This is a genomic window from Terrisphaera buseokensis, assembly GCF_047521145.2.
In the GTDB taxonomy this organism is placed as follows: Bacteria; Verrucomicrobiota; Verrucomicrobiia; order Opitutales; family Opitutaceae; genus ER46.
The window spans coordinates 1,830,257-1,856,612 of the sequence record NZ_CM134186.1; the positions used below are offsets into that span (position 1 = coordinate 1,830,257).

Genomic DNA, 26,356 nt, shown 5'->3' on the forward strand with positions numbered 1-26,356 from the left:
GGCGGGCCGCGTTCAGACGCTAATCATGTCCGCCCCGAGGAACGCGGTTGCCTGAGGGGCCGCGTCGAACAGCGCCGGATCGATCGCGTCCGGGGTGGCGATCAGCGCGGCACCGAGCCGCTCCACGCGTTCGAGCAGCGCATCGATCAGGGCCTTGAACTGCTCGAGGTCGAGCGCGGCGGCCGGGACGGAGAGGCGAAAGAGGACGGTGACACCGTCGGCGGCGAGCGCGAAGCCGCCACCGCCGACAATGGCGGGATCGCGGTTCCATTCCAACAGTCGGAGCGCGAGAGCCGGATCATGGCCCGGCAGCGCGGCATCCACGGCGCAGGTCAGGCCGATCCATCCACCAGGAAGTTCACTGAACGTCACGACGTGCGTGTGGTCGAAGACGGCCCGCGCCGGCAGTTCGAACGCATCGGTCACGCCGCGGTCGCGCAGCAGGGTCGTCACGAGGGAGTGCGGGTTCATCCCGCGCAACGCAGTCCGCGCGCGTCGTCGCGGCAAGGCGGGACGAAAAAAGAGCGCGCAACTTCACCTGAACGGGTGAAACGCGGCTCAATTTTTTTGCCGCCCCGTCCGGCGCGTGGACCGTGGCACCACCATGGCCTTCGACATCAAGGTTTCTTCCGCCCCCACGGGAACGAATTCCGTCACCCTCGCTTCGCCTGATCACAGCCAGCTGAACGCAACGAAGTTCTCCACCGACCCCAAGGCCTCGGGCCTGGATCGCCGGCCACTGCTGCTCCTCAGTCACGCCGCGATGTTCAACCCTGAGGTCAAGGCCTTCGCCAGCGTGGTGAAGCTCGGCGTGGTCGCGAAACTCAAGGAGGCGGTGGGACAGGGCAGCGCGACCGGGGACGTCCAGCGGGCCGCCGCTGCGCTTGAGCGTTCAACGGCCAACGCGAAATTTGAAATCATGTCCGGCAGCAAACCGGCGCCGGACGAGTCGGAGATGACGAGCCTCGCCAAGAACGTGCTGGACGATGCCGAGGATCTTGCGACCGCGCTCACGGCCTGGGTGGACCGGCACCAACGATCCGGTGAGCCCGTGGGCACGGACGCCGCGACGCTGGGCCGGTTCAAGCAGGCGCTCGACGATGTGACGACGTTCATCGACACGCTGGCCAAATCGAACTCCACCGCGCAGGTGCGGGATGCCCTCCTCGACAAGCCCTTGCCGCCCGGTTTCCCCCTCAACCAGGTGCCGGCCCTCAAGGCCATCGTGCTGGACAGCGCGACCGAGCAGGTGCTTCACGCCGCTTCCGGCAACGGCAGTGTTCTGCGTGGCGGCCATGTGGTGGCGTACTCGAACCTGGTGAAGACGGCCGTGGTCGGTCATTTTGGTCCGCAGATCGACGCTGCGCGCAAGACCTCCGTCGAACACGCGGCGTCGGAGCTGAAGCAGAATCCCGGTCTGCTTGGGCTCGGTGCCAAGGACCAACTGGAACAGCCGCAGCTGCGCGCCGCGATCGCCAAGGATTACCAGGCCTTCGTCACGTCGCTCCTCGGCAACTCCACGGCCTCGGCCAGGGAAGCGGCGCAGAAGCAGCCGGCTGATGTGAAGGAGATGACGCGCCACGTGAAGCAGGCCGTCGACCAGGCCGTCCGGGAGGGCAAGCTCACCGCCCAGCAGGGCGCAGATACGATCCGAACGCTCGTCGCCAACAATATCTTCATCCGCGGCCTGAATCCCCAGCTCGCAGCGGCGGAGGCCCAACGCGATCCCGCACTCACGAAACACCTCGCGAGCCGCAGCCTCGCCATGTCCATCCTGATGCAGCAACACGCGAATGGCATCCCGTTCGCCACCAAGCAGCCTCAGCTCGCGGAACTGGATACGCTGCTCAGCGGCGAGAAGGCCAAGGTGGACGCCTTCATCGACGAAGTGATCGCGCAGCTTTGAGTCGGAGCCAGTCGCGATCGTTTTCCCTCCGGCGTTCACGCCTCGATCGCTCCGAATCCATTTACTGTCCCCCGCGCTCCCGGAGTTCCTTCACCCAGCGCAGGACTTCGGCCATGGGTTCGATCAGGTCGGGCGGGATGTAGCGATCCACCGCGACGTCGGCGTAGAGCGCGCGCGCGAGCGGGATGTTCTGCATGATCGGAATGCCTTCCTCGCGCGCGGCCGCCTTCATCTGCTGCGCCACGTGATCCGCTCCCTTGGCGAGGACGGTGGGCAGCGTGTTGTCCTTTTCGTCGTAGTAGATCGCGACCGCGAGATGCGTGGGATTCGTGACGACGACCGTGGCCTTGCGCGTCCGCTGGACCTGGCTGTTGGCCATCAACTCCTGGTGCAGCTGCCGCCGCTTGCCCTTGATCTGCGGGTCGCCCTCGGACTCCTTGTACTCCCGCTTCACCTCGTCCTTCGACATCTTGAGCTGCTTGATGTGTTGGTATTTTTGGAAGAAGTAATCGAAGCCCGCGATGGAGATATAGGCCACGCAGACGCTGATCGCCAGGGCCTTCATGATCGGACCGAGACTTGCCAGCAGCGCCGATTCGCCGCCGTAAGGCAGGCGGGTCAGCGGCCCGATCGTCGATCGTATGACGAGCGTCACGATCACGCCGATGATGATCACCTTCAGCGCCGACTTGAGAAACTCGATGCCGTTCTTGAGGGAGAAGATCTGCTTCGCCTTCTCGATCGGGTTGAGTTTTTTCAACTCCGGCTTGATCGGCTCGAACGACAACAGCGGGCCGACCTGCAGGAAACTGCCGGCCAGTCCCGCGAGGAAGCCCACGAGTACGACCGGGAGTGACAACAGGATCGCCTTCGTCAGGACGCCGTAGGCGACCTGTTGGAACGCCTGCTCGAACGGCACGGAGTAGAACGCCGTCGGCAGGAGAATCAGCTCCTTCAGTTCGCGGAGTAACCAGTCCCAGGATACCGCCACGGTCGTGAACGTGGCCGACATCAGCACCGCGGTTGTCACGTCCTGACTCTTCGCGACCTGGCCTTTCTGCCGCGAGTCGCGCAGGCGTTTCGAGGTCGGTTGCTCGGTTTTTTCCCCGGACATGGCGGTTAGCGAAACAGCGCCTGGAAGAAGACCTGCATCTTCTCCCGGTTCACGAATTGATCCTGCAGCAGCCCGGTGAGGACGCCGAGGTAAAGAAGGATGATCAGTGACGCCACCGCGCTCTTCACCGGCATCGCGAGGAAAAAGACGTTCAGCTGCGGGCTGAAACGGTTGATCAATCCCAGGCCGAATTCCGCGAGGAACATCGCGATGACGAGCGGCGCCGCGAACAACACCACGTATCCGACGACGCCGTCGACCACGCCGAGCGCGGCGACCGGCAGGTTCGGGTGAAACGCGGGAAAGTACTGAAACACCGGCCACAGCCGGTAGCTCTCGTAGAGCAGCGTGAGAAACGCGTGGAAGCCGCCGCCCACGAAGAACAGCACGGCGACGATCTTCGTGAGGAGGAGACCGAACGGCGACGTGCTGCTGCCGGACACCGGATCCTGGGTCTCCGCCATCGAACTGCCGCGCTGGTTGTCGATGAAGAACCCTGTGCCCTCCGCGATCCAGAACACGAGCCCGCTGACGTAGCCAAGGATCAGGCCGAGTGCGATTTCCTTGGCGATGATTGTGACCAGAAACAGGCCGGACTTCGCCGCCAGATCCGGGGGCGACGCGGTGAACGCCACAATCGGCACCGCAATCAACGTCAGGCTGATGATCACCACCTGCCGCGCGAGGCCCTGGATGAACTGCTGGCCGAAGAACGGCGAGAACGTCAGCGCCGCGGTCAGCCGCGGCAGCGTGAACGTCAGCATCAGCAGCGTATCCTGAAAAGGCATGCGCGCTCCTACCGGTAGCTTCGCGCGAGCGTGGGGAACGAGTCGAAGAGGTACTGCGTGAAACGCAGCAGCTCAGCCCCGACCCACGGCATCGTCAGCAGCAGCACCGCGGTCACGACGATCAGTTTCACCGCGAAACTGAGCGTCTGCTCCTGCACCTGCGTGAGTGCCTGCAGGAGACTGACCAGCAGACCCATCACGGTGGCCGCGATGATCGGTGGCAGTGACAGGATGAGGACCAGCGTCAGCGCCTTGGAGGTGATATCGAGAATGAAGGCTTGGGTCATGGGCGGGACGGCCGGTCGTCAGGCGTAGGTGAGTACGATGCCGTGAATCAACCGCGTCCAGCCGTCGACGAGGACGAACAGGAGCAGCTTGAAGGGCAGTGAAATGGTCATCGGCGACACCATCATCATGCCCATCGCTAGCAGGATGTTGGAGACGATGAGATCGATGGCGATGAACGGCAGGTAGAGGAGGAAGCCGATTTGGAAGGCCGAGGTGAGTTCCGTCACGGTGAACGCCGGCACGAGGATGAGAAACGAGTCCTGATCCACCGTGGCGGCGGCCTCGGGCGTCCAGAGCTTGCGGGTCGCATCGAGGAAGAAACGCTTTTCGCGATCGTTGGTGTGTTTCTGCAGGAAGCCGAGAATGGGGTCCTTCGCCGCGCTCATCACGCGCTGGATCGCCGCCGCGTCGATCTTGCTCAGGTCTTCCTGCTCCAGCTTGGCGAACGTCGTGGTGGCGACGGGCGCCATGATGAACACCGACAGGATGATCGCCAGGCCGTTGATGACGAGATTCGGCGGAATCTGCTGAATGCCGAGCGCGTTGCGGACGAGACTGAGCACGACCACGAGCTTCACGTACGAGGTCATCATCACCGCGAAGAACGGTGCGAGCGACAGCACCGCGGTCAGAACGATCAGCGTGAGCGGATCGGGGAGGTTGAAGTTCATGCGAGGCTCCAGCTGACGACCCGCACGCCGAGCTTCGTGCCGACTTCGACCAGTTCGCCCTGGCCGATCTCACGGCCGTGCGCGCGGATGGTCACGGCGCGTTCGGCCGTCGCCGGCAGTTCAAACGTGTAGCCGTCGGCCAGCGTGCGGAGCTGGCCGACGCTGAGTTCGATCTGGCCGATATCGAAGGTGACGTGGACCGGGAGGTCGTCGACCCGGAGAGAAGCGGGGGCGGCGGCAACGGCGGCGGATTTGGTTTCGCTGGACGGTGTCATGGTCAGGAGACGGACGGTTTGGTTTTGCCGGCGGGCGCGGCCGAGGCAGCGGCCACTGGTCCACAGCTCGAGGGGCGCTTGGGTGAGGTCGAGCGACGCCAGTGGCAGCAGCAGGACGTCGCCGGCTTCAATCGCCGAGAGTGCGGCGACGCTCAGGTTCAGGTGCGCCGCCGCGACGCTGATGGAAAAGGGGATGCCGTCCGCTGCGCGCGTCGGTGCGGGCGCGCGGGCCTGAAGCAGGTCAGCCAGGGGCGTGAGGGCGGCCGTATCCGCGTGGAGCGTACCGCACAGAAATGGCTCCGCGCCGCCCCGCGTGATTTCCCAGCCGCAGAACGCGGGCTGCGGCGGAGTCGTTGTCTGCCAGGAGTCGATTTGCAGCTTCAGCCCGTGCCGCAGCGCGGCCGCGAAAGGCTCATCTAGCCAAGCCTCGAGCACGCCGGGCACGAGATCCGCCGGCAGCGCCGCGAACTCGATGCCGGCGAACGCCACGCCGAGTGCGGCCGGTTCCGGCAGCGCGGGTAGGCCGATTTCGAACCGTTGATCCCCGCACTGCACTCCCAGCCAGCCCGAAGGGGCCGGCATGCGCGTGGCGGCGACGAAGCGCAGGTGCGCGGGCTGGCCGGCCCACATGAAGGGAACGTCGCGATGCGTGCCGGCGATCGCGTTGAAGTACCGGGCGCGGTCGTCGCTTTCGGAGGCAGGACTGCGAACGGAAGCGTCGGCGGGATCTCCGGCGACGGCGTTCATGCGAGCTCCTCGATTTCTTCCTGCGTCTGGTAGCGCTGACGGGAACGTCCGTCGCCCGGCTGGCCGCCTGTATTCGCGTGGTGCAGACGCAGAGTGACGACCGGTGCCATGGTTTCCGCCTGCCGCAGTTGGATCGCGTCGCCGAGGCGCGGCAGCGCTTCCTTGAGGCCGCTGTCGGCCACCGCGGGCGGGGACGTGAACTCGACGTGCAGGCGGCCCTCGGCGCGCCACAGCCGCACGGTGGTGTCGGGCAGGACTTCGCGCGCGAACTCGATGCGCACCTCGCGCCGGCCGTCGTGCAACGGATCGGACACCAGCACGCGCGACACCGTTTCGGCCACGACTGATTCCAGCGATTGCAGCCGCGGCGCGGGTTGTGCGGCGGCGAGCGGACCGGCGGCCGGCGCATTCGAACTCTGCGTGAGCAGCGACTGGAGCATCGCGGCGCCGAGCGTCTCGCTGGATTCATCCAGGACAGGTTCATCGGCCCGCTCAAAGCGATCGCCCCAACCGAGCGGACCCGAGAGCCCGGTGGGTTTCACCGCCGGAGCAGTCGGAGGGAGTTCGCTCGAGAGGCCGGTGCAGCTGAATTCAGCGGGAGAAGCGAGACCAGTCAGGCTGGTGCCGGAATCGAATCGAAGTGAGTGATCCGAACCGGGGAACGTCCCGCGCGCCAAGTCGTTCCCGGCAAAGGCGTCCTTCGGCGTCCTGGATTCGAGCGGCAGGGTAGCGGAGCCGGGTCCCGAGTTGCCGGCAGCCCCGAGGTCGGGCGAAGCGGTACTAGGAATACCGCCGCGCGGCTTGAGCATGGCGCGCTGAAAGTGGGTGACCTGGGCGGCGAGGCCGGGCGAGGCCGGGCCCGCGGTTTTCGCGGCTGACGTTGCCGCTGAACCGGGGGAAGGGGAAACGGCGGGGAGGGCTTCGGTCTTAGTTACGTTCATGATGATCTCCAGGGCCACTGCGGGTGACGGGGGTGCTGAAATCCTCGAACTCGGCCTCTTCGGCGCGCTCGGTTTCGTGGGTGACCTCGCGCTGCCAAAGCGCGCGGTGCTCAAATAGTTTTTCGAGATCGCGCACGGCTTGGGCGTGCTGCAGGCGGCACTCTTCGAGCCGGGCCTCGGCTTGCGTCACGGCGGCCTCTGCCTGCTTCACGTGATCGACCAGCTCGAATTCCCGGTCGCGGAGCAGCGCGATGTCCTGACGCACGTCGGCCAACTCGCCGAGTTTCAGCACGCGCCGCATCAGGCCGTCGAGCATCCGTCGCTCCTCGCCCACGCGCCACACGACGTAGTCGGCGAGAGCTTGGCGCGTGCGCGCAAGGGCGGCCTGCGCTTCCTTCAGCACCCGGCGGGCGCGGGCCACGCGTTCGCCGGCCTCCTCCTCGCGGTGCTGGCGGACGCGGACGAGATCCTGAAGCAGGTAGGTCCTCATGCGATCACCTGCTGCATCGCCTGCAGCGTTTCGGGCAGGGTGCTCTTCTCGCGCAGGCCCTGCCGGAGAAACGCGTTGATCGCTTCGACCTTGCGGATCGCCTCGTCCGTGACGGCGTCATTGCCCGGCTTGTACTCGCCGATGCGGACGAGCAGTTCGACGTCCTGATACTTCGCCAGCAGCGTCCGGATTCGCCCCGCCGCCCGCTGGTGCTCCGCTGGCGCGATCGCGTTCATGAGCCGGCTGACGCTCGCGAGCACGTCGATGGCGGGATAGTGGTTCGCGGCGGCGAGCTTGCGCGAAAGGACGATGTGGCCGTCGAGGATCGAGCGGGTTTCGTCGGCCACGGGCTCGGTCATGTCGTCGCCTTCGACGAGCACCGTGTAGAGCGCGGTGATCGAACCCTTGTCCGAGCAGCCGGCGCGTTCCATCAGGCGCGGCAGGGTGGCGAAGACCGACGGCGGAAACCCGCGGCGGGTCGGCGGCTCGCCCGCGGCGAGGCCGATCTCGCGGAGTGCGCGGGCGAAACGCGTGACCGAGTCCATGAGCAGCAGGACCTTTTTTCCCTGGTCGCGGAAATACTCGGCGACGGCGGTCGCGACGTACGCGGCCTTGAGCCGTTCCATCGCGGGCCGATCAGACGTCGACACCACGGTGACGGCGCGTTTAACGCCCTCCTCGCCCAGATCGCGCTCGAGAAACTCGCGCACTTCGCGCCCACGCTCTCCGATCAACGCGAGCACGACGATGTCGGCGCCGGTGTTGCGCACGATCTGGCTGAGCAGCGTGCTTTTGCCGCCACCCGCGGCGGCGAAGATGCCCATGCGCTGGCCTTCACCGCAGGTGAGCAAGCCGTCGAGGGCGCGCACCCCGAGTGGGATCGGCCGGGTGATGAGCGCGCGCGACATGGCGTTCGGCGGTTCGGCGTAGACCGGATAGTGCGCCGCGACCGCGAGCGGACCTTTGCCGTCGAGCGGTTTTCCGAGGCCGTCGAGCACGCGGCCGAGCAGGCCTGGGCCGACCGGCACGCGGTGCACCTCGCCGAGCGGAGTCACTTCAGTGGATGACGACGCCCCGGTGAGCTCGCCGAGCGGCGTGAGCAACGCGAGATTCTGGGCGAAGCCGACAACCTCGGCCAGCGTGTGCTGCTCCTCCCAGGGATTTCGCAGCAGACAGAGCTCGCCGATTTTCGCGCCGGGGGCGTGGGCCTTGATCATCGTGCCGACGACCTGTTGCACGCGACCGCGCAGCGCGAGCGGCTCGGCCTGGGCCACGCCCTGGTTCAGGCGGGCGGCGAAGGCGTGACTGTCGAGCACGGGAGGGTTCATCGGAGCGCCTGGATCAGGGCCTTCTCGATCGCGCGGAGCTGCGTCTCGACCGTGGCGTCGATCACGCCGAGTTCGGTTTCGACGATGCAACCGTCCTCGGGCAGGCGCGGATCGGATTGCACGTCGAGGAACTTCAGCCGCGGGAACGACGCCAGCAGCGTCTCGACGCGGGACTGCAGCCATTCACGCTGGGCGGGTGACACCCGGAGCCGGACCTGGCTTTGCTGATGCAGGAGCTCGAGCGCCGCCCGCACGATGCGTTCGACGCGCTCGCGGGTGTCGATTTCGCCAATCACGCGGCGCGTGGATTTGATCACGACATCGATCAACGATTCCTCGAGCTTGGAAAAATACACGGTCGACTGGCCCATCGCGGCAACGACGCGCTCCGCCATCTCGGCCTTGGCCTGATCGAGGCCCTCGCGGTAACCACGCTCCTTCTGCGCGGCGTACTCACTGCGGGCCTCCGCCCGGATCTGATCGGCCTCAGCCTGGGCGTGAGCGAGCAGATCCTGCGCCTCCAGCACGCGGGCAAATTCCGCCGCCTTGAGCACGGGGCCCACGACGGCAATCTCGGCGCCGGTGTGTTTCAGGCTAAGCATGATTGCTCCTCACGCGTCAGCGCTTCCCGGGTGATCGGTTGCAGAAAATTCCACGCGACGACGGCGACCTCCGGGGCGGTTGCAGCAGGATCCGAAAAAGTGATTTCACGCGGGACCTTCAGACGAAAACGGCGGCGCAGGGGTGGCGCTTCGTCAGCCACGCAGTCGCAGACGATCTTCCAGCCGGTGTGTTGGACGGACGCCCCGAGATCGGTGGTGGGCGTTTCAGGCCACGGCCACGAGGACGAGCCGCGGTGGTGGCGTCCCTGGCGGAGCGCAAAATCATACGCCGCCTCCCCGATCTGCGTGGTGAGTGCGCGGCGCTGATCCCGCGTCACGGCGTGTGCGATGCGGGTGGCGTGCAGCGCCGCGCCGGAGAAGGACGCCAGTTGTTGCAGCGAGGCAGCGCTGAGCAACGCGAGCCGACGCCGCGGAGCTGCGAACTCCCAGGACGTATCGGTCAGACCGAGCGCGGTGCGGAAATGCCGGCTCAGGCGCTCGCGGCCGCGGGCGGATTGTTCGAGCAGCGCGATCACGGGCGCGGGGAGCATGACGGCTTCCAGCCACGCGGGCAGCGCCCACCGGTGCGGGTAGACGTTCCAATCGTAGATCGCGCGGAATAGATCCGGACGGTCCTTGAGCAGTGACGGCAGCCAGGGAGTCGGGTTCACGCGGGGACAATCCGGGTGTCTTTGCGGGCACCCTGTTTCTGCACGAGCCACAGCAGCCCGGCGCCGGCGGCGGCCGCGGCGGTGACGAGGGCGGCGAGCAGCAGCCAGTCCTGCGGCACCGGTGAACTGGCGGCCTTCAGCGTGCTGACGGGCCCGGGCGCGGCGGCGGCCGGCACGAGGACGAGGGAGACGTTGTCGTAGTTCAGTCCCTCGATGCTGCGCATCACGAGGCTTTTCAGCTGCGGCGAGAGACTCTCGATGTCGAAGCCGGGGCGGTAGCGGATGAAGATGGCGGCGGAGGACGGCGTGATCTTGGCGGCCAGCGGATCGTTGTCCGGAATCACGATGTGCACCCGGGCGTTCATCACGCCGTCGATCCGCATGAAGGTCTCCGCGATCTCCTGCGACAGTGCATACATATACCGGATACGCTCCTCGGTGGGCGAGCTGACGAGGCCCGACTTCTGGAACACGTCGCCGATGCGCACGAACTTGTCGCGCGGATAGCCCTGCGCCTTCAACAGGTCGACGGCGCGGGAGAAATCGGCCTGGCCGACCTTCAGGCTCCACTTCTCATCCTTTCCGGCGAGCTTCGTGCAGACGATGTCGCGCTGGAGGAGGATCGCCATCATCTCGTTCGCTTCGTTCTCGGAAAGTTCGGAGAACAGCGGGACCTTGCCGCAGCCGGCGAAGACGAACGCGAGCAGCACGCCGACGCAAAGACGGAGGCCGAGGCAGAGTGAGCGGGGGAGAAGGGGAGGCATGAGAGCGGGACGAGTTGAAAATGATGCGTTGAGACGTGAAGAGCGGCGGGTGGGCAGCCAGCGGGAGCGGGGCGTCGTCAGGGACGTCCATTTTTCGCTCCTACTTTTATCCGCGCGCAGTGCGCGGCCGCGCTCAGCCGCCGCGGCTGAGCTCCTTGATCGTGTTCGAGCCCGCCTTGGCGGCGTTGTCCACGCCCATGACGGACATGGACCATTTCGAGACGTCGACCTGCAGGGCGAGAATCTCCGAGAAGTTCGTCAGCCCGGTCGAGTCGCTGCGCACCACGTCCTGCAGGCGCGTTTCGATCGAGCGCATGGAGTTCTGGTAGTTGCTGCCGAAGCGCATCACGCCTTCGAGGATCGAATCGCCGAACGAGCGACTCGCGCCCTGCACCGCGGTGTCGGCGAGCGCGCCGTCCACGGCGGTGGCGGTGCCCGCGGGATTCGCGGTTTGCGCCGCGGTGGATTGGATCAACTCGCGCAGGCGATCCAGGTCGGTGGGATTGAAGGAGGCCGCGGTCTCGACCGCGGCGGGCGCGGTGGCGAGCGCCGGGACGGAGGTGACGAGGGGAGTCATGAGGCAGTGGCGAGCGGGAGCGTCAGTTGATCGGGTGACAAGCGCACGAGGTTGCCGGCCATCAGGCGCGCGGCGGAGTCGTTGGCGCGTGCGGCGAGCGGGGCGAGCACGTGCATGCCTTCCGCTTCGTGGCCGGCGAGACGCAGGGCGCAGCCGATGTGCGCCTGCACGAGTTCACTGGCGGGATTCAACGGCAGCGCGGATTCGCGCAGGAGTTGGACGGCGCTCTCCGGCCGCTGCATCGCCATCGCGAGGACGGCCATGCCCAGCACGGGCAGTTCGCTCTGCGGCCGGGCCGCGCGGGCACCGTTGAAGAGCGTCGCGGCTTCCGCGTAGAGCCCCTGCCACACCGACCAGTAGCCGAGGCGCAGGAGCAGGCGGACCAATTCTGCGGGCGTTTCCATGGGAGGAAGGCGGAAGCCTATCTGAGATTGCTGACCGCGTTCTTGGACGGCTCCTGGATGGCCTTGACCAGATTCGAAACGGCGGTGGCCGCGTTCGTGACCTGGTTGACGCGCATCTGCAGCAGGACAACGGCGCCGGGGTCGGAGAAGTCGGTGGAGTTCGACGCGCCGATCACGTTGTTGGTCTGCTGGCGGACTTGATCAGCCATCGAGTTGATCGTCTCCCAGACATCGGAGTTGCCGCCGAAGAGAGGAGTGCTGCCGAGGGAATTGTTGAGTACGGGCATGGTGGTGGAGCGGGTGGTTTTAGTGGACGGAGAGGGAGAAGCGGAGGACGTCGCCGGCCTTCGCGATGGCGGCTTCAATCTTCTGGGCCTGCTCAAATTCAAGCGGCGAGAGGCCGTGCTGCAGTTGGCGGCGCAGATCGGTGTGGGCGTGATCGAGGTAGGCCTGCGCGGCGCGTTGGAACGATCCGTCACGGCTCTGCCGGAGAGCCTGGTCAAAGTCGGGTGTGTCGAGGTTGATCATGGGGAGGGCGGCGATGCGGGACGTTTCAAGCGGGCGCGGGGAGCGTCAATTGAGGTGCGGATTTCCCGCGGTTTTCTCACCCGAATGGGGTATCTGATTTTGCGCCGCCGCCGATGAGCTCGGAAGCGAAGTCGTGCCGGCCGCCACTTCGGCGGGAACGGGTGGGCGCGGCGCCGCGGCGAGTTCCGCGCCGACGGTGAGCTCGAACGGCGTGCCGGACCTATCGACGACTACCTTCCCGTCGCGAATCGCGCTCACGCGGGCGCCGTCGGGCAGACGCGCGCCGCGGAAATAGACCGCGCCATTGCTCAACCGCACCCAGCCCTGGCCGCCGCCGAGTTCGTGTAGGGCCAGCACGGAGACGGGCTCGGCCGATTCGAGCATGGCCGCAGGAGCGGGCGTGGGCGTCACGACGGGAACGGTGGCGATCGGCGCGGGAGCGACGTGTTTTTTCGCGGGCGGCGGCAGCGCCACGACCGCCGTATCGTTGAGCCGCTGCAGTCCCGAGACCTCGGCGAGGATCTGCTGCCGCACCCGGGCCCACTCTTCGCGCGAACGAACGTTGCCCTTGAAGGTGAGTTCGCCGGCGTCGCCCGGGGCGACGGTGAGGTCGAGCGCGCGCTCGGCGAGGACCGAGCGGGCCGTCTCGACCATGCGTTGCGTGCTCCAGATGCGCACGGTCACTTCCGGGGCGTCGTCGCGCAACGCGTTCGAGAGGGTGCGCTGCAGCGCATCCGACGCCACGAAGCCGGTCGCGACGAAGCGTTCGCCCTGTTGTTCGAGCCGGACCCCCGCCGCCTCAGGGTGGGCGCGCAGGGTGCGTTCGGCGCGTTCGCGCACGCTGGCACCGGTGACGATCGCGGAGTGCGGCGTCCACAGGAACCACAGCACCAGCCATGCGATGAGCAGCACGCCGCCGATGCCGGCGGTCCAGAGTGCGCGTCGGCGTTGATCGCGCGTCGGCGGTTTGGGCGCTTTCGGATCGGAGGCGGGTTCGCTGGCGTTGGACGCGGTCGCTTTGTCCGTGGCGGCCGCCGCGGCGGGCAGCGGCTCCTTCTCCGGAACGGGAACATCCGCGATGGAGATCAACGGCCAGCGCGCATGCGCGGGACCGAGCACCAGATGGGTGGTGCCGGCGGTGACGAACCCGAACGCCGGCACCGGCGCGGGTGCCGTCACGCGTTTGCCATTGCAGAATACCGGGCCCTCGAGCGGCTCGAGGGTGATGACGTCATTCTGCAGGGTCAGCGCGAAGTGCCGGGGCGCCACGAGGACATCGTGCAACACCAGATCGCACTCGGCGTCCGTGCCCGCCACCAGGCGGCCGGGGTGCTGCGCCACTTCCGCGCCCTGGTGCGGGCCCGAGATGATCTTGAGTATCCAGTTACCGGAGTCGGCCATGACGGGCGGGCATTAAGGGTGGGTCGCGACTGGCGGCAAGGTGCGGCCGACGAGTTCGTGGGCGCGGTTGGCCGCCTGATCTGGGTGGGTCAACGCGGCGGGTAGCGGGCTCTTCTCGGGCGTGGCCGCAGGTTTGTTCAGGCGCGCCTCCTGGTGGATGTCGACGAGGCGCGGCGTGATGAAGAAGTAACGCTGCGCGCGGGAGCGGTTGTTCTCGGTGCGCTTGAAGAGCCGGCCGAGGAGCGGAACGTTGCCGAGACCGGGAACCTGCCGGGCGTTGTTGTTCTGCCGTTCGACGAAATACCCGCCGATGAGCAGCGTGCGATCGGCAGGGACGATCGCCTGCGTGTTGATCGCACTCTCGCGGGTGGACGGCACGCCGTCGACGAGGAGGTCGCTGAACGAACCGTCCTGCACGCTCACGACGAGCCGGAACGTGATCCGGTCGCCCTCGCGCACCACGGTCGGCGTGACGCGCAACTGCACGCCGGCGTGCACGTCGAAGAGGTCCGTGGCCTCGCGGCCCGCTACGCGCACGAAGACCGTTTCCTCCTGACGCAGATTCGCCTCCACGTTTTCCAAGGTGATGACCGAGGGGCTCGTCACGAGCTGCGCCTCGCCTTTTTCCTCGAGCGCGCGGATGCGGGTCAGGAGCTGGTAGCCGCTGACCGGGACGAGGACCGACGACAGCACGCCGGGGCCGCGGACCAGATCGGTGCCATCGACGAAGCCGGGGCTCGCGCTGGTGTTGCCGTCCTCGCGGTTGTTGTAGCTGCGATCGGCCTCGAAGCCGAGGCGCGTCTTCGTACTGCTCTTGCCGTCGCCAAAGCTGAGGAACTCGACGCCGAGCGACTTGCCGTTGTTGGCCTCGATGTCGACGACCGCCGCGGAGATTTCGATGACGGGACTCGAGACGTCGAGCTGCTCGATCAGCGCTTCGTACTCGGGCATGCGGATCGTGAGATCGCGCACGATGACTGCGTTGAGGCGCGGGTCGGCCTGGATGAGCGCCTCGTGTTTTTCCTGGGCGTCGGTCCGCGCCTCGCCCGCTCGCGCGGAGGCGGCGTTGTCCGCGGATGGGGGAGTCTGGCCGACGGCGATGAGGCCGGTGCCGCGGAGGCCGGTCTGGGCGCGCTTGCGGTCGGTGCTCTTGCCGCCGGTGGAAAGCGTGGTGGGCGCGGTGCCCATGATGTTCTGCAACGCGCGGGCGACGCCCGGCACGACGCTCTGCGCGGAGCCGCCCTGCACGGTGAGGTCGCTGGCGGACGCGTATTTCAAACGGAACACGCGGACCTGCGTCTCCGCTTTCCGGATGCGCTCGGCTTCGTCGTCCCGCGCGGCCTGCGCTTCGGCCTCGGCGCGCCGGGCCTTCTCCTGCGTGTCGAGCGCGCGCAACACCGGTTCGGCGACCTCGATGAAGTGCGGCCCGCCGACGAGCGTGAACACGGTGTTCGTTCCGCGCAGCGAGGTCGGACGTGCGGGCGGGCCGGACTCGAAGCCGAGCGATTGGAAGGCCGCGAGCGCGCGTTCCGACGTGAGGGCGTCAAAGTTCAACGGCCGGCTGCGCACGTCCGCTGCGGCGTCGATGTGCAGCCGCGCGCCGTCCCAGAACCACACCAACTGGCTGGCGTCGCACACGGCGTCGAGAAACTGGCGCGGCGTGAGGCCCTGGAAATCGCCCGAGACCGGTGCCTGCGCCTGCTCGGTGAGTTGCAGCGGCAGGGCGTGTTCGGCGGCGAAGGCGCGGAGCAGTTGGCCGGCCGGCTGGCGCTCCGCCTTGACCGTGACGACCTCGCGCCGCCACGGCAGATCCGCGTGGAGCACGGTGCCGGTGAACACGGCGAGCGCGAAGCCGAACGCGCGCCGGAGGGAAGTGGCGGAGGTGATCATGACGAGCGGCTCCGGCCGAAGGTCGGAGCGACGGAGAGAATCTTGCCGCGCCAGAACTCCAGTTCGTTGAGCATTTCCTCGGCGCCGCCGAGCAGCCGGGCCGGTAGCCGGTCGTCGCATTCCCACGTGCGCCAGAGCAGGAGCATCTGATCCTCCTCGTCGAAACTCAGGACCTCGGGCCGCGCCTGGCCTTTCAGGCGCGCGATGTTCCACGTCAGAATCTGACGCAGCAGATCCTGTTGGTTCTCCCATTCACGGGCGGCGTTTTCGCCCATGCAGCCGATGACGCCCTCAAGGACGACCTCCTGCTGGCCCCAGGGGGCGAGACGCAGTTCAAGATCGCCGACGGGTATCAAGTAGCGACCACGGGCGTCCGGCTGGGGGCGCGTGAGGCCCAGTTCTTCGCAGAGGACGGACAGCGCGGATTCGAGTTCCTTCATGGGGTTACATTGAAATCCGGCCGAGTGGCTGGATGGTGATTTCCTCGGTGAGTTCCTGGTGCGAGAGCACCGGCAGGTCGTAGAATTCCTGCTCCACCAGTTTCCGCGTGTACCGGCGCACATCCATCGAGGTGAGCAGCACCGGACGCTGCGCGTTGTCGCGCAGGCCGCCGACTTCGCGGCGCACGGACTGAAGCATTTTTTTGACGCTCGCGGGATCGAGCGCGAGGTATGATCCGGCGGAGGTCTGGCGGATGGCCTTGCGGATCTTTTCCTCGACGTCCGGCTCGAGCAGATACGCCGCGAGGATGTTCTGGCCGCGGCTGAACTTGTAGCTGATGTAGCGGCGCAGCGTGGAGCGCACGTATTCGGTCAGCAGCACGGCCTCCTTCTCCTTCTGGCCCCACTCGATCAGGGCCTGCATGATCGTGCGGAGATTGCGGATGGAGACATCCTCCTGCACGAGCCGCTGCAGCACTTCGGTGATCTTCGGCACGGGCAGCACCCGCTGGACTTCGCGCACAATCTCGGGGAACTCGGCCTCCATCTGCTCGAGGAGATACTTCGTTTCCTGCAGCCCGATGAAATCGCCGGCGTAGCGCTTCAACGTCACGGAGAGATGATACGTGAGCACGGGCGTCGGCTTCAGGAACGGCACGCGCGCCTTGGTCAGCGCGGGGACTTGATCATCCGAAACCCAGAGCGGGCGCAGGCTCTGCAGGAACGGTTTCTCCTCGGTGAACGCGACGTTGAGCATCTTGAGCGTCTCCGGCTGTTCGCGGGCCAGCACGTGGCCAGGCCGGAATACGCCTTCGGCGACCGGCACCTCGTGCAGCAGGATCCGGTAGTGACCCGCCTCAAGGCTGTCGTTGAAACGCAGATGAATGCCCGGGAACGGCACGCCCAGATCGTGATACAACGCCTGGCGCACGCGGATGAGTTCGTCGTTCATCGCGTTCGCGTCGACATCCGCTTCGCTCGCGGCCGAGACATCGATCAACAACGGCACCGTGATCGAAAATTCCCCGCCGGTCTCCTGGCGTTTCAGCGGCGCCTTCTGGCCCGCCGCCGCCATTGCGGGGAGATTGCGGGAGTCGCGCGGCGGTACCGCATTTTTCTTCCGGTTGATGGTGAAGCCGGCGCCGAGGGCCGTGAGTCCCAGGGTGAAAAATGGAAACGCGGGAAAGCCCGGGACCGCGCCGAAGGCCAGCATGAAGCCGCCCGCGATGAACAGACCCTTGGGTTGCGAAAGCAGCTGGCGACCGACGTCGCCGCCGAGCGTGGAGCCTTCGTCGGAGCCGACGCGGGTGACGATCATGCCGGCGGTGATCGAAATCAGCAGCGCGGGAATCTGTGAAACGAGACCGTCGCCGATCGTCAGGATGGCGTAGGTCGAGAGCGCCTTCGGGATTTCCATGCCGCGCTGCAATACGCCGATTGCCACGCCAGCGAGGATGTTGATTGCCGTGATGATCAGGCTGGCGATGGCGTCGCCCTTCACGAACTTCATCGCGCCGTCCATCGCGCCGTGAAGTTGACTTTCTTTCTCGAGATCCGAGCGGCGGCGCTTGGCCTCGGCCTGGTCCAGGTTGCCCGCGCGCAAATCGGCATCGATGCTCATCTGCTTGCCCGGCATGGCGTCGAGGGTGAACCGCGCCGCGACCTCGGCGACCCGCTCGGCGCCCTTTGTGATCACCACGAACTGCACGATCGTGATGATGAGGAACACGACCACGCCCACGGCGAAGTTTCCACCAACGACGAAATTGCCGAAGGTGTTGATGATTTCACCCGCGTGCGCCTCGAGCAGGATCAGGCGTGTCGTCGTGATGTTCAGGCCTAGGCGGAACAGCGTCGTGACCAGGAGCAGCGAGGGAAACGTGGAGAACGACAGCACGTTCGGCACGTACATCGACAGCACGAGGAGCAGGATCGAGAGCGACAGGTTGGTCGCGAGCAACAGATCCAGCAGCAGCGGCGGGATCGGCAGGATCATCAACGAGAGGATCAGGACCACCGCGACGGCCAGCCCCACGTCGGCGAAGCGATTGAGCCCCATCAGCCGGTTCTGCAGCGAAATGATGTGGGCCTTCATGCGTGGGAGTCCGGACGGGCCAGCACTTTCAATAGCACCTCGCGCGCGCCGGCTTCGTCGCCGGTGAGCCACAGCGCCTTCGCGTAGATCAGGCCCATCGCGGTGCGGATGGCCGCGGGTGCATGCGTGTAGGCCTGCGCAGCCAGACGGGCGGCCACGTCGGCGCGGCCGGAAGCGAGTTCCGCCAGCGCGAGGCAGCGTTGAACTTCGCCGTCGTGGGCCCGGGCGCGGAGCAGCGGTCGCAGCAGGATCGCGGCCTCGGCCGGACGTGACTGCTCGAGGTGGAGGTAGCCGAGGACGACGAGGGCGTCGCGCTCGTGAGCGGAGAAAGTGACGGCGGCGTTCATCCTTTGAGCAGTGCGTACCGCAGGGTTTCGCCCAGCGCGTGTTCCCGGCTGCGGGCGCGCAGGAGGCTGGCGGCGGCGTGCAGTTCGGCGACCTGATCTCCGTGCGTGGCCTGGCCTTCGAGTTCGACGAGTCGCTCGGTGATTTCCTCGCGCAGGGCGTGAAAGCGATGCGGCGCCAGCACCGCGCGATCGAAGACCCGCGGGCGGACCGCAGCCAGAATCAGCGCGTCGAAGGTGTCGGCCTGCAGCATCGCTCGCAGCTGGGCCTCCATCGCGGCGTCGATTGGCTGCAGGCGCGAATCGTCGGGGAGCCGGGTGGTCGTCGGATCAACGGCTGCGGCCACGCTGCTCAGGCCGACGCGGGGCTGAAAGGCTTCGGGCAGGTCCAGGCTCATCGGGACGCCTCCAGGGCCTGATGCTGCCGATCGAGTTCGCGGATGACCTGGTTGATTTTGAGCAGCGTGAATTCCGCCAGCGGCAGCACGACGGCGAGGATCAACTGGTCGCCCCGCGCGCCGACCTGCACCGGCAGCGACGAGCGCATCCGGTAGTGGGATACGCCGAGCAGGGCGCGGCGGTCCCGGTCGTCCGGCCGCGGGAGCGTCCGGCTGAGGCTCACGATCATGGCGTCCTGGGTCGCGCCCGCGACCTCGATCGCGAGGGTGCCGATTGACTGCAGGGTGAGCACGACCGAGCCGTTTTCCCGCAGCTGCAGATCGTTCAACCCGAGCGAGGCGCCGAACTCCGCGACCGTGTCCTCGATCACCTTCATGCGACCTCCTCCCGCGCGATTTCCTGATCGAGGGCGGTCTGCATGGCCTCGAGCAGCTTCTCGCGCGCCTCGGTCGTGACGAAGAGCTTCAACGGCAGCTGACGGACGCGGTCCCGGAGCTGCGTGAGAAAATAGATCCGTGCCCCGATGGCGTGGAAACCCGCCGAGGTGGTAAGGCGCGCGAAGACCTCCGCGTCGGTCCAGCGTTGCGTGGTCATTTGCAGGATTTCGCGCATGAGGTCGTGGGCGGTGAACGCAGGCGGGGCGGCGCGATCGGAGCGGGGAGGGGCCGGGTTCACGGGTCAGGTCGGAAAGAGCCGGCGGGTGCTGTCGAGGACGTCTCCAAGTGCGCGGTACAGATTGCCGAGCGACTGCACGTGGTAGATGTCGTCAATCGAGGCCTTGAGCTGCGTCGGCTCGACCGACGATCCGAGCGTCTTGCCGTCGAGGTCGCTCGCGGCGGCGCGCAGCAGGAATTCGAGCGACTGCGAAAATTGTGTCGGGCCGTAGCGGCTCATGAGCGCCGAGTAGATGGAAGCAATCGACTGCCCGCCGAGCAGGGCGTAGCGGTAGAGATCGCGCAGCGCCTCGGTGCTCTCGAGTCCCTTCCGTGCGAACGCCACGACGTCGGCCGCGATGTTGATGCCAGAGCGGATGGCGGCGCCGGCATCCTTCATCAACTGCGCCTTGGCTGCACGCACCGTGTCGACCAGGGCGTCGCGCCCGCCCTCTGCCGTCAGGGCCTGCTCCGCGAAGGAGAGCGCGGCGTATTGCTCGGATGGATCCTGGAAGTGTTCGCCGGCGAGCTGCCGGAGTTGTTCCTCGGTGACGTTTTCGCCGCGGTTTTTCAGGGCGTCGAGGAACTCGTGCAGCTTCCGGCCGCCTTGGGAGTCAGCGATCAGGTTGACGTACTTTTCGGCGAGTTCGGTGGCGCTGGCGCGCATCGCCTCCTTGGAACCGACTTTGCGCTCCGAGAGTTTCTTCTCTACTTTTTCGCTCACCATCGAGCCGACTTCCTCGGCGGCGTCGGCCACCTGGGAGTTGACGTCGAGCACCGCGACTTTCTGGCCGTCGAACAAACCTTCCTGCCGCGTGGCCTCTGCGAACGTCGCGCCGACTCCCTGTTTGGAGGAGAAGGCCTGCACGTCGGCGCGAAGGGTGGGTTCGAAGGCCATGGGAGCGGCGGAGATGTGGGTGGGCAGGGAGCGGGCGACAAACGCGTTCCCTGGTTTGTCACCTGTTTGGGGGAGGCGCGACGCGCAGGGCCGTCGGAGCGTATCGGGCGAACGGTTACGCGGCGGGGCGGCGGTCAGGCGACGGCGGGAAGGCCGAGGGACATGAGCTTGGGCGGGCCGTCGGAGTCGCTCAGGCTGCGCATCCAGATCATCGCGGCCTCGGTCTTTGAGCGCACGCCGAGCTTTCGGTACACCTTCTTCGCGTGCGAATGGACCGTATCCGGACTGAGCCGCATCATGGTCGCGATCTGCCGGTAGCGCAGGCCGCGGCTCAGCATGTCGAGGACTTCGCTCTCGCGCGTGGTTAGGTCCGCGAGCAGGCCGTTCTCTCCGGCTGGGGCGGAGAACGACGCGACGAGGGCGCGCGCCACGCTCGGCGTGAGCGGGGCGCCGCCGCTGGTGATGTCGTGCAGCGCTTGATGCACGAGGGGGAGCGGCGTGTTGAGCAGCAGATAGCCCATCGCGCCAGCGCGGAGCGCGGTGTGGACGTCCGCGACGGCCTCACTGGTGGAAACGGCGATGACCTGGGTGGAGAGCCGGAGCCGGGGCAACGACTCGACGAAGTCCCAATCCGGGGCGTCCGGCAGATTGTGGCCGGCAAACAGGACCCGCGGCGGGCGTTCGGCGAGCGCCTGCGTGGCTTCGCGCGCGGTGGCGCATTTGTCGAAGACCACGACACCCGGAAACCGGGCGAGCGCCTGGCCGAGGGACGTCCGATAGGAGGCGTTGTCGTGGACGATGCTGACGGTGATGAGCGCGTGGCGGGTGAAGGCTGGCGCGGGTTTCGCGATCCCGAAGGATGAGGCTGGGGTGAGCATGGTGGGCGGGGTGCGAGCCCAGCATGCCCTAAACGGGTGAGGCGCGGTATGGCGCAACTGCGGTAGTTGGCGCGGAGGTGTTGCTCGCGCGCGGATTTGTCACCTACGGTCGCGATCTCATGCGAGTTCGCATCCTGCCCCGACCGCTGCTGCGCGTCCTGCTCTTCCTCGGCGTGAGTGCCGCGGTGGCGCAGCCGCTGCCGTTCGATGCGGAGCTGGGCCGGCCGCTGGTGCGAAACTGGACGATGCGAGACTATGAGGGGTTCGCCCAGAACTGGGTCGGGCTCACCGATGCGGACGGACGTGTGTATATCGGCAATCGTGACGGAGTGCTCATGTACGATGGTCAGGCGTGGCGGGTGCTGCCGGTGCCGGGACTGTTCATCCGCGGCCTGGCGTTTGCGGCGGATGGGCGGCTTTACGTCGGAGGCACCAACGAAATCGGCTACTTCGATCGGACTCCGCTGGGCGAGTGGGGGCCGTATGTTTCGCTGATCCCCCAGGTGCCGGCGGGAGAGCGCGATCTCGGCGACTCGCGTCACGTCCACGTGTTGCCTGACGGCGTGTACTTCACCTTTGCGCAGCGCTTGCTCCGCTGGCGTGACGGACGGATGCAAAGCTGGCCGTTGACGAGTGAGTGGGGCACGTACCCGTACCGCGTCGGTGACAGGCTTTACCTGCATCGCCTCGGCGATCCGCTGCGCGTTGTCGTAGGCGACGAGATTCAGGTTTTTTTGGATCGGCCGGAAATTCGGGCCGCGCGGCTGGGTGATGTCATCGCCATGCCCGAGGGCGGGCTGCTGCTGACCTGGCTCAATGGTCGCACGGCTCGCTGGCAGGACGGGCAGTTGAAACCGTGGGCGGAGGCGAGCGCGGGCTGGCTGCGCGAGCAGGGGATCATTCGCACGCGTCGCATCGGTGCCGCGCATGTCGCGGTGATGACCGAACGCAACGGTGTCGTGCTCTTCGATCTCGCGGGAAATTTTCTGCAGCGGATCGACGTCGCTGCCGGCCTCTACAATCCGATCGTGCGCGATGTCGTACTCGATGCGGAAGGCGGGCTTTGGTTTGCGATGAACCACGGCGTCGCGCACGTCGACGCGCTCGCCGGCATCTCGTTTTTCGATGGCCTGAACGGGCTTGGGCGCAGCACCGTGCGCGAGATGGTGCGCCACCAGGGCAGGTTGGTGGTCGCCACCGCCGAGGGCGTGTTTCACCTGCGGCCGGGGGAAGGATCGGCCATGGCCCGCTTTGAACTGCTGGCGGGCAGCGAAGGGGATACGAGCAGTCTTTACTCGCATGCCTCCGGTCTGCTGGTCGGCACGCGCAATGGCCTCTTCCTGCATCCGCCCGGCGGTGGTCGCGTGAAATTGGCCGACCTCCACTGCAATCATCTGCAGGCCCATCCGGCCCGGCCTGATCTCGTGTGGTTGTCCACGGCCGGCGGTTCCGTCCAGGCCCTGAGTTTCGACGGACAACGCTGGAATCTGGGCGTGAAGCTTGCCACGCCCGGCACGGAGCCGCGCACGCTGGCCGCACTCGCCGACGGGTCGTTGTGGGTCAGCACGATGACGCGCGGATTGTTCCGCTGGGCGGCGCCGCTCCAGCAGCCGGCGGCGCCCCCGGAGGTGTTTTTCGAGTCCGACGGATTGCCCGTAGGTCACAACTGGATGCGGATCGATCGCTGGGGGGAGGACGTGATCGTGTCCTCGCGTCCGGCCTTGATGCGCTGGGATCCCGGCGCGCGGCGTTTCCTCCCGTTCCCGGTGGCGAATCGACAACCCAGCGAAGGCTCCATGAATCTGCACGGCGGCGATCCCCGCGTGCTGTGGTCGTTCTTCGGCTCCGATCGGCGCAGCGCCGCCATCACGCGATTCACGGCGGGCGGGGCGCGCGAGGCCCTGCCGCAGATCATCGTGCAGAGCGTGGGTGATGTGGAGAGTCTCCTCGCGGAGACCCATGCCGGCCGTGACGTGTTATGGGTCGGCGGCTCGTTCGGCCTTGTCCGCGTGGTGCTCGCCGATGCGTTTCGACCCAGGAGCGAATTCAAGACGGTGCTCGGTCCGATCGATCGGACCTTCGAGCCCCGCGTGGAGGATCGCACCCTGATCTGGCCGCACGGCCAGGCCGACATCGCGGTGCGGTTTGCCGCGACGACGTTTCGCAGCGGCTCGCATCTGCAGTTCCAGAATTTCCTCGAAGGCTACGACCAGGACTGGGGGCCTTTGAGTTCCACCGCGTCGCGCCAGTTCACCAACTTGTCCGCTGGTCGCTACACCCTGCGCGTGCGCGCCCGCGATGCGGATGGCCGCATGGGCCGCGAGGCGACGCTTGCGCTCGTGGTGCTGCCTCCTTGGTGGCAGACCGGCTGGGCGTACGTGGCGGGAATCGTCGGAGTCGTGGGGTTGATCGGGGGCATCGTGCGCTGGCGTGTCCGCGCCGGTGAACGCGAGCGCGAACGCCTGCAGCAACTGGTCACGGCGCGCACCGGTCAACTCGTCGAGAGCCAGCGCAGCCTGCTGCAGGCGAAGGAGGCGGCCGAGGCGGCGAATCGCGCGAAGAGCGCGTTCCTCGCAAGCATGAGCCATGAATTGCGGACGCCGCTCAACAGCGTGCTCGGCTACGCGCAGATCCTCCGCCGCTCGCCCGAGGTGGGACCGAATGCGCGGCGTTCGCTCGACACGATCCAGCGCAGCGGGGATCACCTGCTGAACTTGATCAACGAGGTGCTGGACTTGGCGAAGGTCGAGTCGGGTCGCATGGAGCTGAACGAAACGTCGTTCGCCCTCGGCCGTTTCGCGCAGTCGATCACCGAGCTGTTCGCGGTGCGGGCGGTTGAGAAGGGGCTCGCGTTCACCGGCCCCGATCCCGCGACGCTCGCGACGCGCGTCATCGGGGATGAATCCCGGCTGCGGCAGGTCGTGGTGAATCTGCTGGGCAACGCCTTCAAGTTCACGGATCAGGGCGGCATCGCGTGGAGCCTGCAGGCCACGAACGCGGGTCGCTGGCGCATCGAAGTAAAGGATACCGGCATCGGCATCGCGCCGACGGAGCAGGCGAAGGTGTTCGAAGCGTTCTATCAATCGTCCGCCGCGCCGGCGCTCGCCCAGCAGGGCACCGGGCTCGGTCTCTCGATCAGTTTCCGGCTCGTGCAGCTGATGGGCGGACAACTCGAGCTCGAGAGCGCGGTGGGGGCGGGCAGCCGGTTTTCGTTTGAGATTCCGCTGCGCGTCGATCCGCACGCGCCGCCCGTGGAGGATACGGTGGCCGCAGATGCCCCGCTGATTGTCGGCTACCACGGCCCGCGTCGTCGGTTGCTGATCGTCGACGACGAACGCGCCAACCGCGCCATCCTCGCGGAGATTCTCGGGCCGCTCGGTTTCATCGTGGCGGAGGCCGATGGCGCCGTCGCGGCCCGCGCTGCGATCCAACGCCAGGCACCGGATGCCGTGCTGCTCGATCTGCGCATGCCCGGCGATGACGGCTTCACCCTCGCGCGTGAATGGCGGGCCGATGGCACGCTCGTCGGCGGCAAGGTGCTCGCCCTCTCCGCGAGCGTGCTGCCCGAGCAGCAGGCCGAGGCGCTGGCGGCCGGCTGCGACGCGTTTCTCGCCAAGCCGTTTCGGGTGGAACACCTACTCGGCGTGATCGGATCGCTGCTGGCCATCGAGTGGATCACGCAGGGTGAAGCCCCCGCGGCGGCTGCTCCGGCGACGGTCGTGGAGGAAGTACGCTGGGAAGCAGGACTGCTGCAACGGCTCCTGCATCTCGCGGAGCGCGGCGACGCCCTGCGACTCGGGCAGGAGCTCTCGCAACTGGCGCGACGCGGCACGGCGTGGGCGGCGTTGGTCGCGCCGTGGCAGAAGCTGGCCGGTGGTTACCAGATGGAGGCGTTGAGTCGCGCGCTGGGCGAAACCCAGGCACGGATCGCGCGGGCGGAGTCCTGAATGGCGACCACGGCACACGTCCGACCCGGCGGATCGTCTCGACGGCGTGAAAACTCTGGCGGACACAACGAAGCGGCGCGGCGTTTGCTGAATCGGCGCGTGCCTGCGCCGGGTTGTGCTCAACGCTTCACGCGGCATCGGCGATTTTCTTCATGACCTCCGATTCCTTCTCGACGGTCCGCGCGGCCACCGTGCTGCTGGTGGACGATGTGCCGGAGAATCTCGATCTCTTGATCGATACGCTGCGGGGTGCCGGCCACGAGATCCGCGTGGCCGAGAGCGGCGAGCGGGCGTTGAAGCAGCTGCCGCTCGTCAAACCGGAGTTGATCCTGCTCGATGTGATGCTGCCGGGCCTGAGCGGATTTGAGACGTGCCGCCGGATCAAGGCGGACGCGCAGTGGCGGGACGTGCCGGTGATCTTCGTCACCGCGTTGAGCGACGTGGCCGAAAAGGTCCGCGGCTTCGAGGCCGGCGGGGTCGACTACCTCACCAAGCCCTTTCATCCGCAGGAAGTGCTCGCCCGGGTGACCGCCCACCTGCAGCTCGCGGCGCTGCGCCGTGAACTCGCCCGCAAGAACGCCGAACTTCAGGAGGAGATCACGTTGCGCCTCGAGGCGGAGCGGCAGCTGCACCAGTCCCTGGATCGCGCCGTGCTCGTGGCGACCCGCGAAGGGCAGATCGTTTTTCATTCGCGGCCGGCGTCGCAGTTGCTGGCCCGCTTCTTCCCTGACACGGCCCCCGAGCGCCTTCCCGGGCCGCTGCTCGCCTGGGTCAACCGTGGCGGATCGCGTCCGCCGGAAGTGCTGCCTGAGCTGCGCGCGCGGTTGTTTGCGGAACCGGGCACCGCGGAGAGTTTCGTGCTCCTGCTCGAGGATCTGACGTGGCAGCCGAAATTGGAACGACTGTTGGCGCTGGGCCTGACTCCGCGCGAAGCCGAGGTGCTGTACTGGTTCGTCGAGGGCAAGGGCGCGCCGGAGATCGCGGTGATCGTCGGCGTATCCCACAACACCATACGCAAGCACGCGCAGAGTGTCCTGGAGAAACTTGGCGTGGAAAACCGCACCGCCGCGGTCCGCATCGCGCTCGAACATCTCGGCCGCGCGAGTTGATGCGGGAGCGTGCGGTCGTATTTCCGGGGCGCTTGGGCTCGCGCGAGAACGTGGCGAAACGAGCGGGCGCAAAGTAGTTCAAGGGTTTTAGCCCGCTGGGGGTTATAGCTCTTGAACCACTGCCGTGAACTTCCCTCTCACTCCTCCTTCGTCGCCCGGGCCGCAGTGCGGGGCGGAAGCTGCGGGGTGTAAGAACGGCCGCGCGACT

29 protein-coding genes are annotated in these 26,356 nt (G+C 67.0%); 3 read left to right on the forward strand and 26 right to left on the reverse strand.

Annotated elements, in window-relative coordinates; all coding sequences use genetic code 11:
* Positions 1-12: 12 nt before the first annotated feature.
* Positions 13-471: a CesT family type III secretion system chaperone gene (locus tag ACLJEU_RS06580; RefSeq protein ID WP_414663699.1), complete on the reverse strand. Its 459-nt coding sequence runs from the start codon at positions 469-471 to the stop codon at positions 13-15.
* 133 nt (positions 472-604) lie between these two features.
* Here ACLJEU_RS06580 and ACLJEU_RS06585 point away from each other — a divergent pair, with 133 nt between their 5' ends.
* Positions 605-1,906: a dsRNA-binding motif domain-containing protein gene (locus tag ACLJEU_RS06585; RefSeq protein WP_414663700.1), complete on the forward strand. Its 1,302-nt coding sequence runs from the start codon at positions 605-607 to the stop codon at positions 1,904-1,906.
* Positions 1,907-1,967: 61 nt separating this feature from the next.
* Here ACLJEU_RS06585 and sctU read toward each other — a convergent pair whose 3' ends face one another.
* The 25 genes from sctU to ACLJEU_RS06710 form a co-directional block, all read right to left on the reverse strand.
* On the reverse strand, positions 1,968-3,020 hold the full coding sequence (sctU, locus tag ACLJEU_RS06590; protein WP_414663701.1) for a type III secretion system export apparatus subunit SctU: 1,053 nt from the start codon (positions 3,018-3,020) through the stop codon (positions 1,968-1,970).
* A gap of 5 nt (positions 3,021-3,025) precedes the next feature.
* Entirely contained in the window at positions 3,026-3,808 is a 783-nt protein-coding gene (gene sctT, locus ACLJEU_RS06595) for a type III secretion system export apparatus subunit SctT (protein WP_414663702.1), read from the reverse strand.
* An 8-nt stretch (positions 3,809-3,816) separates the two neighbouring features.
* Positions 3,817-4,095 carry a type III secretion system export apparatus subunit SctS gene (sctS, locus tag ACLJEU_RS06600; protein ID WP_414663703.1) on the reverse strand — a complete coding sequence of 93 codons (279 nt, stop codon included), beginning with the start codon at positions 4,093-4,095 and terminating at the stop codon, positions 3,817-3,819.
* 18 nt (positions 4,096-4,113) lie between these two features.
* Positions 4,114-4,767, reverse strand: a complete 654-nt coding sequence (gene sctR, locus ACLJEU_RS06605; protein WP_414663704.1) for a type III secretion system export apparatus subunit SctR — start codon at positions 4,765-4,767, stop codon at positions 4,114-4,116.
* A complete protein-coding gene (gene sctQ, locus ACLJEU_RS06610) occupies positions 4,764-5,789 on the reverse strand; it encodes a type III secretion system cytoplasmic ring protein SctQ (protein ID WP_414663705.1) in 1,026 nt (341 codons plus the stop codon). Before sctQ ends, sctR begins: the two co-directional genes overlap by 4 nt.
* On the reverse strand, positions 5,786-6,748 hold the full coding sequence (locus ACLJEU_RS06615) for a hypothetical protein (RefSeq protein ID WP_414663706.1): 963 nt from the start codon (positions 6,746-6,748) through the stop codon (positions 5,786-5,788). Before ACLJEU_RS06615 ends, sctQ begins: the two co-directional genes overlap by 4 nt.
* The gene (gene sctO / locus ACLJEU_RS06620; protein WP_414663707.1) at positions 6,717-7,220 is read right to left on the reverse strand and encodes a type III secretion system stalk subunit SctO; all 504 of its coding nucleotides are present in this window, start codon (positions 7,218-7,220) and stop codon (positions 6,717-6,719) included. Before sctO ends, ACLJEU_RS06615 begins: the two co-directional genes overlap by 32 nt.
* Positions 7,217-8,548 (reverse strand): type III secretion system ATPase SctN, encoded by a 1,332-nt coding sequence (gene sctN / locus ACLJEU_RS06625; protein WP_414663708.1) that lies wholly within the window; start codon positions 8,546-8,548, stop codon positions 7,217-7,219. The genes sctO and sctN overlap by 4 nt, the downstream gene beginning before the upstream one ends.
* Entirely contained in the window at positions 8,545-9,150 is a 606-nt protein-coding gene (locus ACLJEU_RS06630; protein ID WP_414663709.1) for an HrpE/YscL family type III secretion apparatus protein, read from the reverse strand. Before ACLJEU_RS06630 ends, sctN begins: the two co-directional genes overlap by 4 nt.
* Entirely contained in the window at positions 9,138-9,821 is a 684-nt protein-coding gene (locus tag ACLJEU_RS06635; RefSeq protein ID WP_414663710.1) for a SctK family type III secretion system sorting platform protein, read from the reverse strand. Before ACLJEU_RS06635 ends, ACLJEU_RS06630 begins: the two co-directional genes overlap by 13 nt.
* Complete coding sequence (gene sctJ / locus ACLJEU_RS06640) at positions 9,818-10,585, reverse strand: type III secretion system inner membrane ring lipoprotein SctJ (protein ID WP_414663711.1); 768 nt, start codon at positions 10,583-10,585, stop codon at positions 9,818-9,820. Before sctJ ends, ACLJEU_RS06635 begins: the two co-directional genes overlap by 4 nt.
* Positions 10,586-10,718: 133 nt before the next feature.
* Positions 10,719-11,162, reverse strand: a complete 444-nt coding sequence (locus ACLJEU_RS06645; protein ID WP_414663712.1) for a hypothetical protein — start codon at positions 11,160-11,162, stop codon at positions 10,719-10,721.
* Positions 11,159-11,566: a tetratricopeptide repeat protein gene (locus ACLJEU_RS06650; RefSeq protein WP_414663713.1), complete on the reverse strand. Its 408-nt coding sequence runs from the start codon at positions 11,564-11,566 to the stop codon at positions 11,159-11,161. Before ACLJEU_RS06650 ends, ACLJEU_RS06645 begins: the two co-directional genes overlap by 4 nt.
* 17 nt (positions 11,567-11,583) lie before the next feature.
* Positions 11,584-11,853: a hypothetical protein gene (locus ACLJEU_RS06655; RefSeq protein WP_414663714.1), complete on the reverse strand. Its 270-nt coding sequence runs from the start codon at positions 11,851-11,853 to the stop codon at positions 11,584-11,586.
* A gap of 19 nt (positions 11,854-11,872) precedes the next feature.
* Complete coding sequence (locus ACLJEU_RS06660) at positions 11,873-12,094, reverse strand: EscE/YscE/SsaE family type III secretion system needle protein co-chaperone (protein ID WP_414663715.1); 222 nt, start codon at positions 12,092-12,094, stop codon at positions 11,873-11,875.
* Positions 12,095-12,139: 45 nt separating this feature from the next.
* Positions 12,140-13,495, reverse strand: a complete 1,356-nt coding sequence (sctD, locus tag ACLJEU_RS06665; protein WP_414663716.1) for a type III secretion system inner membrane ring subunit SctD — start codon at positions 13,493-13,495, stop codon at positions 12,140-12,142.
* 12 nt (positions 13,496-13,507) lie between these two features.
* Positions 13,508-15,385: a type III secretion system outer membrane ring subunit SctC gene (gene sctC, locus ACLJEU_RS06670; protein WP_414663717.1), complete on the reverse strand. Its 1,878-nt coding sequence runs from the start codon at positions 15,383-15,385 to the stop codon at positions 13,508-13,510.
* On the reverse strand, positions 15,382-15,825 hold the full coding sequence (locus ACLJEU_RS06675) for a CesT family type III secretion system chaperone (RefSeq protein ID WP_414663718.1): 444 nt from the start codon (positions 15,823-15,825) through the stop codon (positions 15,382-15,384). Before ACLJEU_RS06675 ends, sctC begins: the two co-directional genes overlap by 4 nt.
* Before the next feature lie 4 nt (positions 15,826-15,829).
* Positions 15,830-17,920 carry a type III secretion system export apparatus subunit SctV gene (gene sctV / locus ACLJEU_RS06680; protein WP_414663719.1) on the reverse strand — a complete coding sequence of 697 codons (2,091 nt, stop codon included), beginning with the start codon at positions 17,918-17,920 and terminating at the stop codon, positions 15,830-15,832.
* Positions 17,917-18,267, reverse strand: coding sequence for a type III secretion apparatus assembly chaperone SctY (sctY, locus tag ACLJEU_RS06685; RefSeq protein WP_414663720.1), 351 nt, complete (start codon positions 18,265-18,267; stop codon positions 17,917-17,919). Before sctY ends, sctV begins: the two co-directional genes overlap by 4 nt.
* Positions 18,264-18,662 carry a type III secretion apparatus assembly protein SctX gene (sctX, locus tag ACLJEU_RS06690; protein ID WP_414663721.1) on the reverse strand — a complete coding sequence of 133 codons (399 nt, stop codon included), beginning with the start codon at positions 18,660-18,662 and terminating at the stop codon, positions 18,264-18,266. The genes sctY and sctX overlap by 4 nt, the downstream gene beginning before the upstream one ends.
* On the reverse strand, positions 18,659-19,039 hold the full coding sequence (locus ACLJEU_RS06695; protein ID WP_414663722.1) for a type III secretion system chaperone family protein: 381 nt from the start codon (positions 19,037-19,039) through the stop codon (positions 18,659-18,661). Before ACLJEU_RS06695 ends, sctX begins: the two co-directional genes overlap by 4 nt.
* Positions 19,036-19,338, reverse strand: a complete 303-nt coding sequence (locus tag ACLJEU_RS06700) for a TyeA family type III secretion system gatekeeper subunit (protein WP_414663723.1) — start codon at positions 19,336-19,338, stop codon at positions 19,036-19,038. Before ACLJEU_RS06700 ends, ACLJEU_RS06695 begins: the two co-directional genes overlap by 4 nt.
* 3 nt (positions 19,339-19,341) lie before the next feature.
* Positions 19,342-20,214, reverse strand: a complete 873-nt coding sequence (sctW, locus tag ACLJEU_RS06705; RefSeq protein WP_414663724.1) for a type III secretion system gatekeeper subunit SctW — start codon at positions 20,212-20,214, stop codon at positions 19,342-19,344.
* A gap of 134 nt (positions 20,215-20,348) precedes the next feature.
* Positions 20,349-21,092 carry a LuxR C-terminal-related transcriptional regulator gene (locus ACLJEU_RS06710; RefSeq protein ID WP_414663725.1) on the reverse strand — a complete coding sequence of 248 codons (744 nt, stop codon included), beginning with the start codon at positions 21,090-21,092 and terminating at the stop codon, positions 20,349-20,351.
* Positions 21,093-21,211: 119 nt separating this feature from the next.
* Here ACLJEU_RS06710 and ACLJEU_RS06715 point away from each other — a divergent pair, with 119 nt between their 5' ends.
* Together ACLJEU_RS06715 and ACLJEU_RS06720 are read left to right on the forward strand one after the other, a co-directional pair.
* Entirely contained in the window at positions 21,212-25,039 is a 3,828-nt protein-coding gene (locus tag ACLJEU_RS06715; RefSeq protein WP_414663726.1) for an ATP-binding protein, read from the forward strand.
* A 152-nt stretch (positions 25,040-25,191) separates the two neighbouring features.
* Positions 25,192-26,148 carry a response regulator transcription factor gene (locus tag ACLJEU_RS06720; protein ID WP_414663727.1) on the forward strand — a complete coding sequence of 319 codons (957 nt, stop codon included), beginning with the start codon at positions 25,192-25,194 and terminating at the stop codon, positions 26,146-26,148.
* The last annotated feature ends 208 nt before the right edge of the window (positions 26,149-26,356 follow it).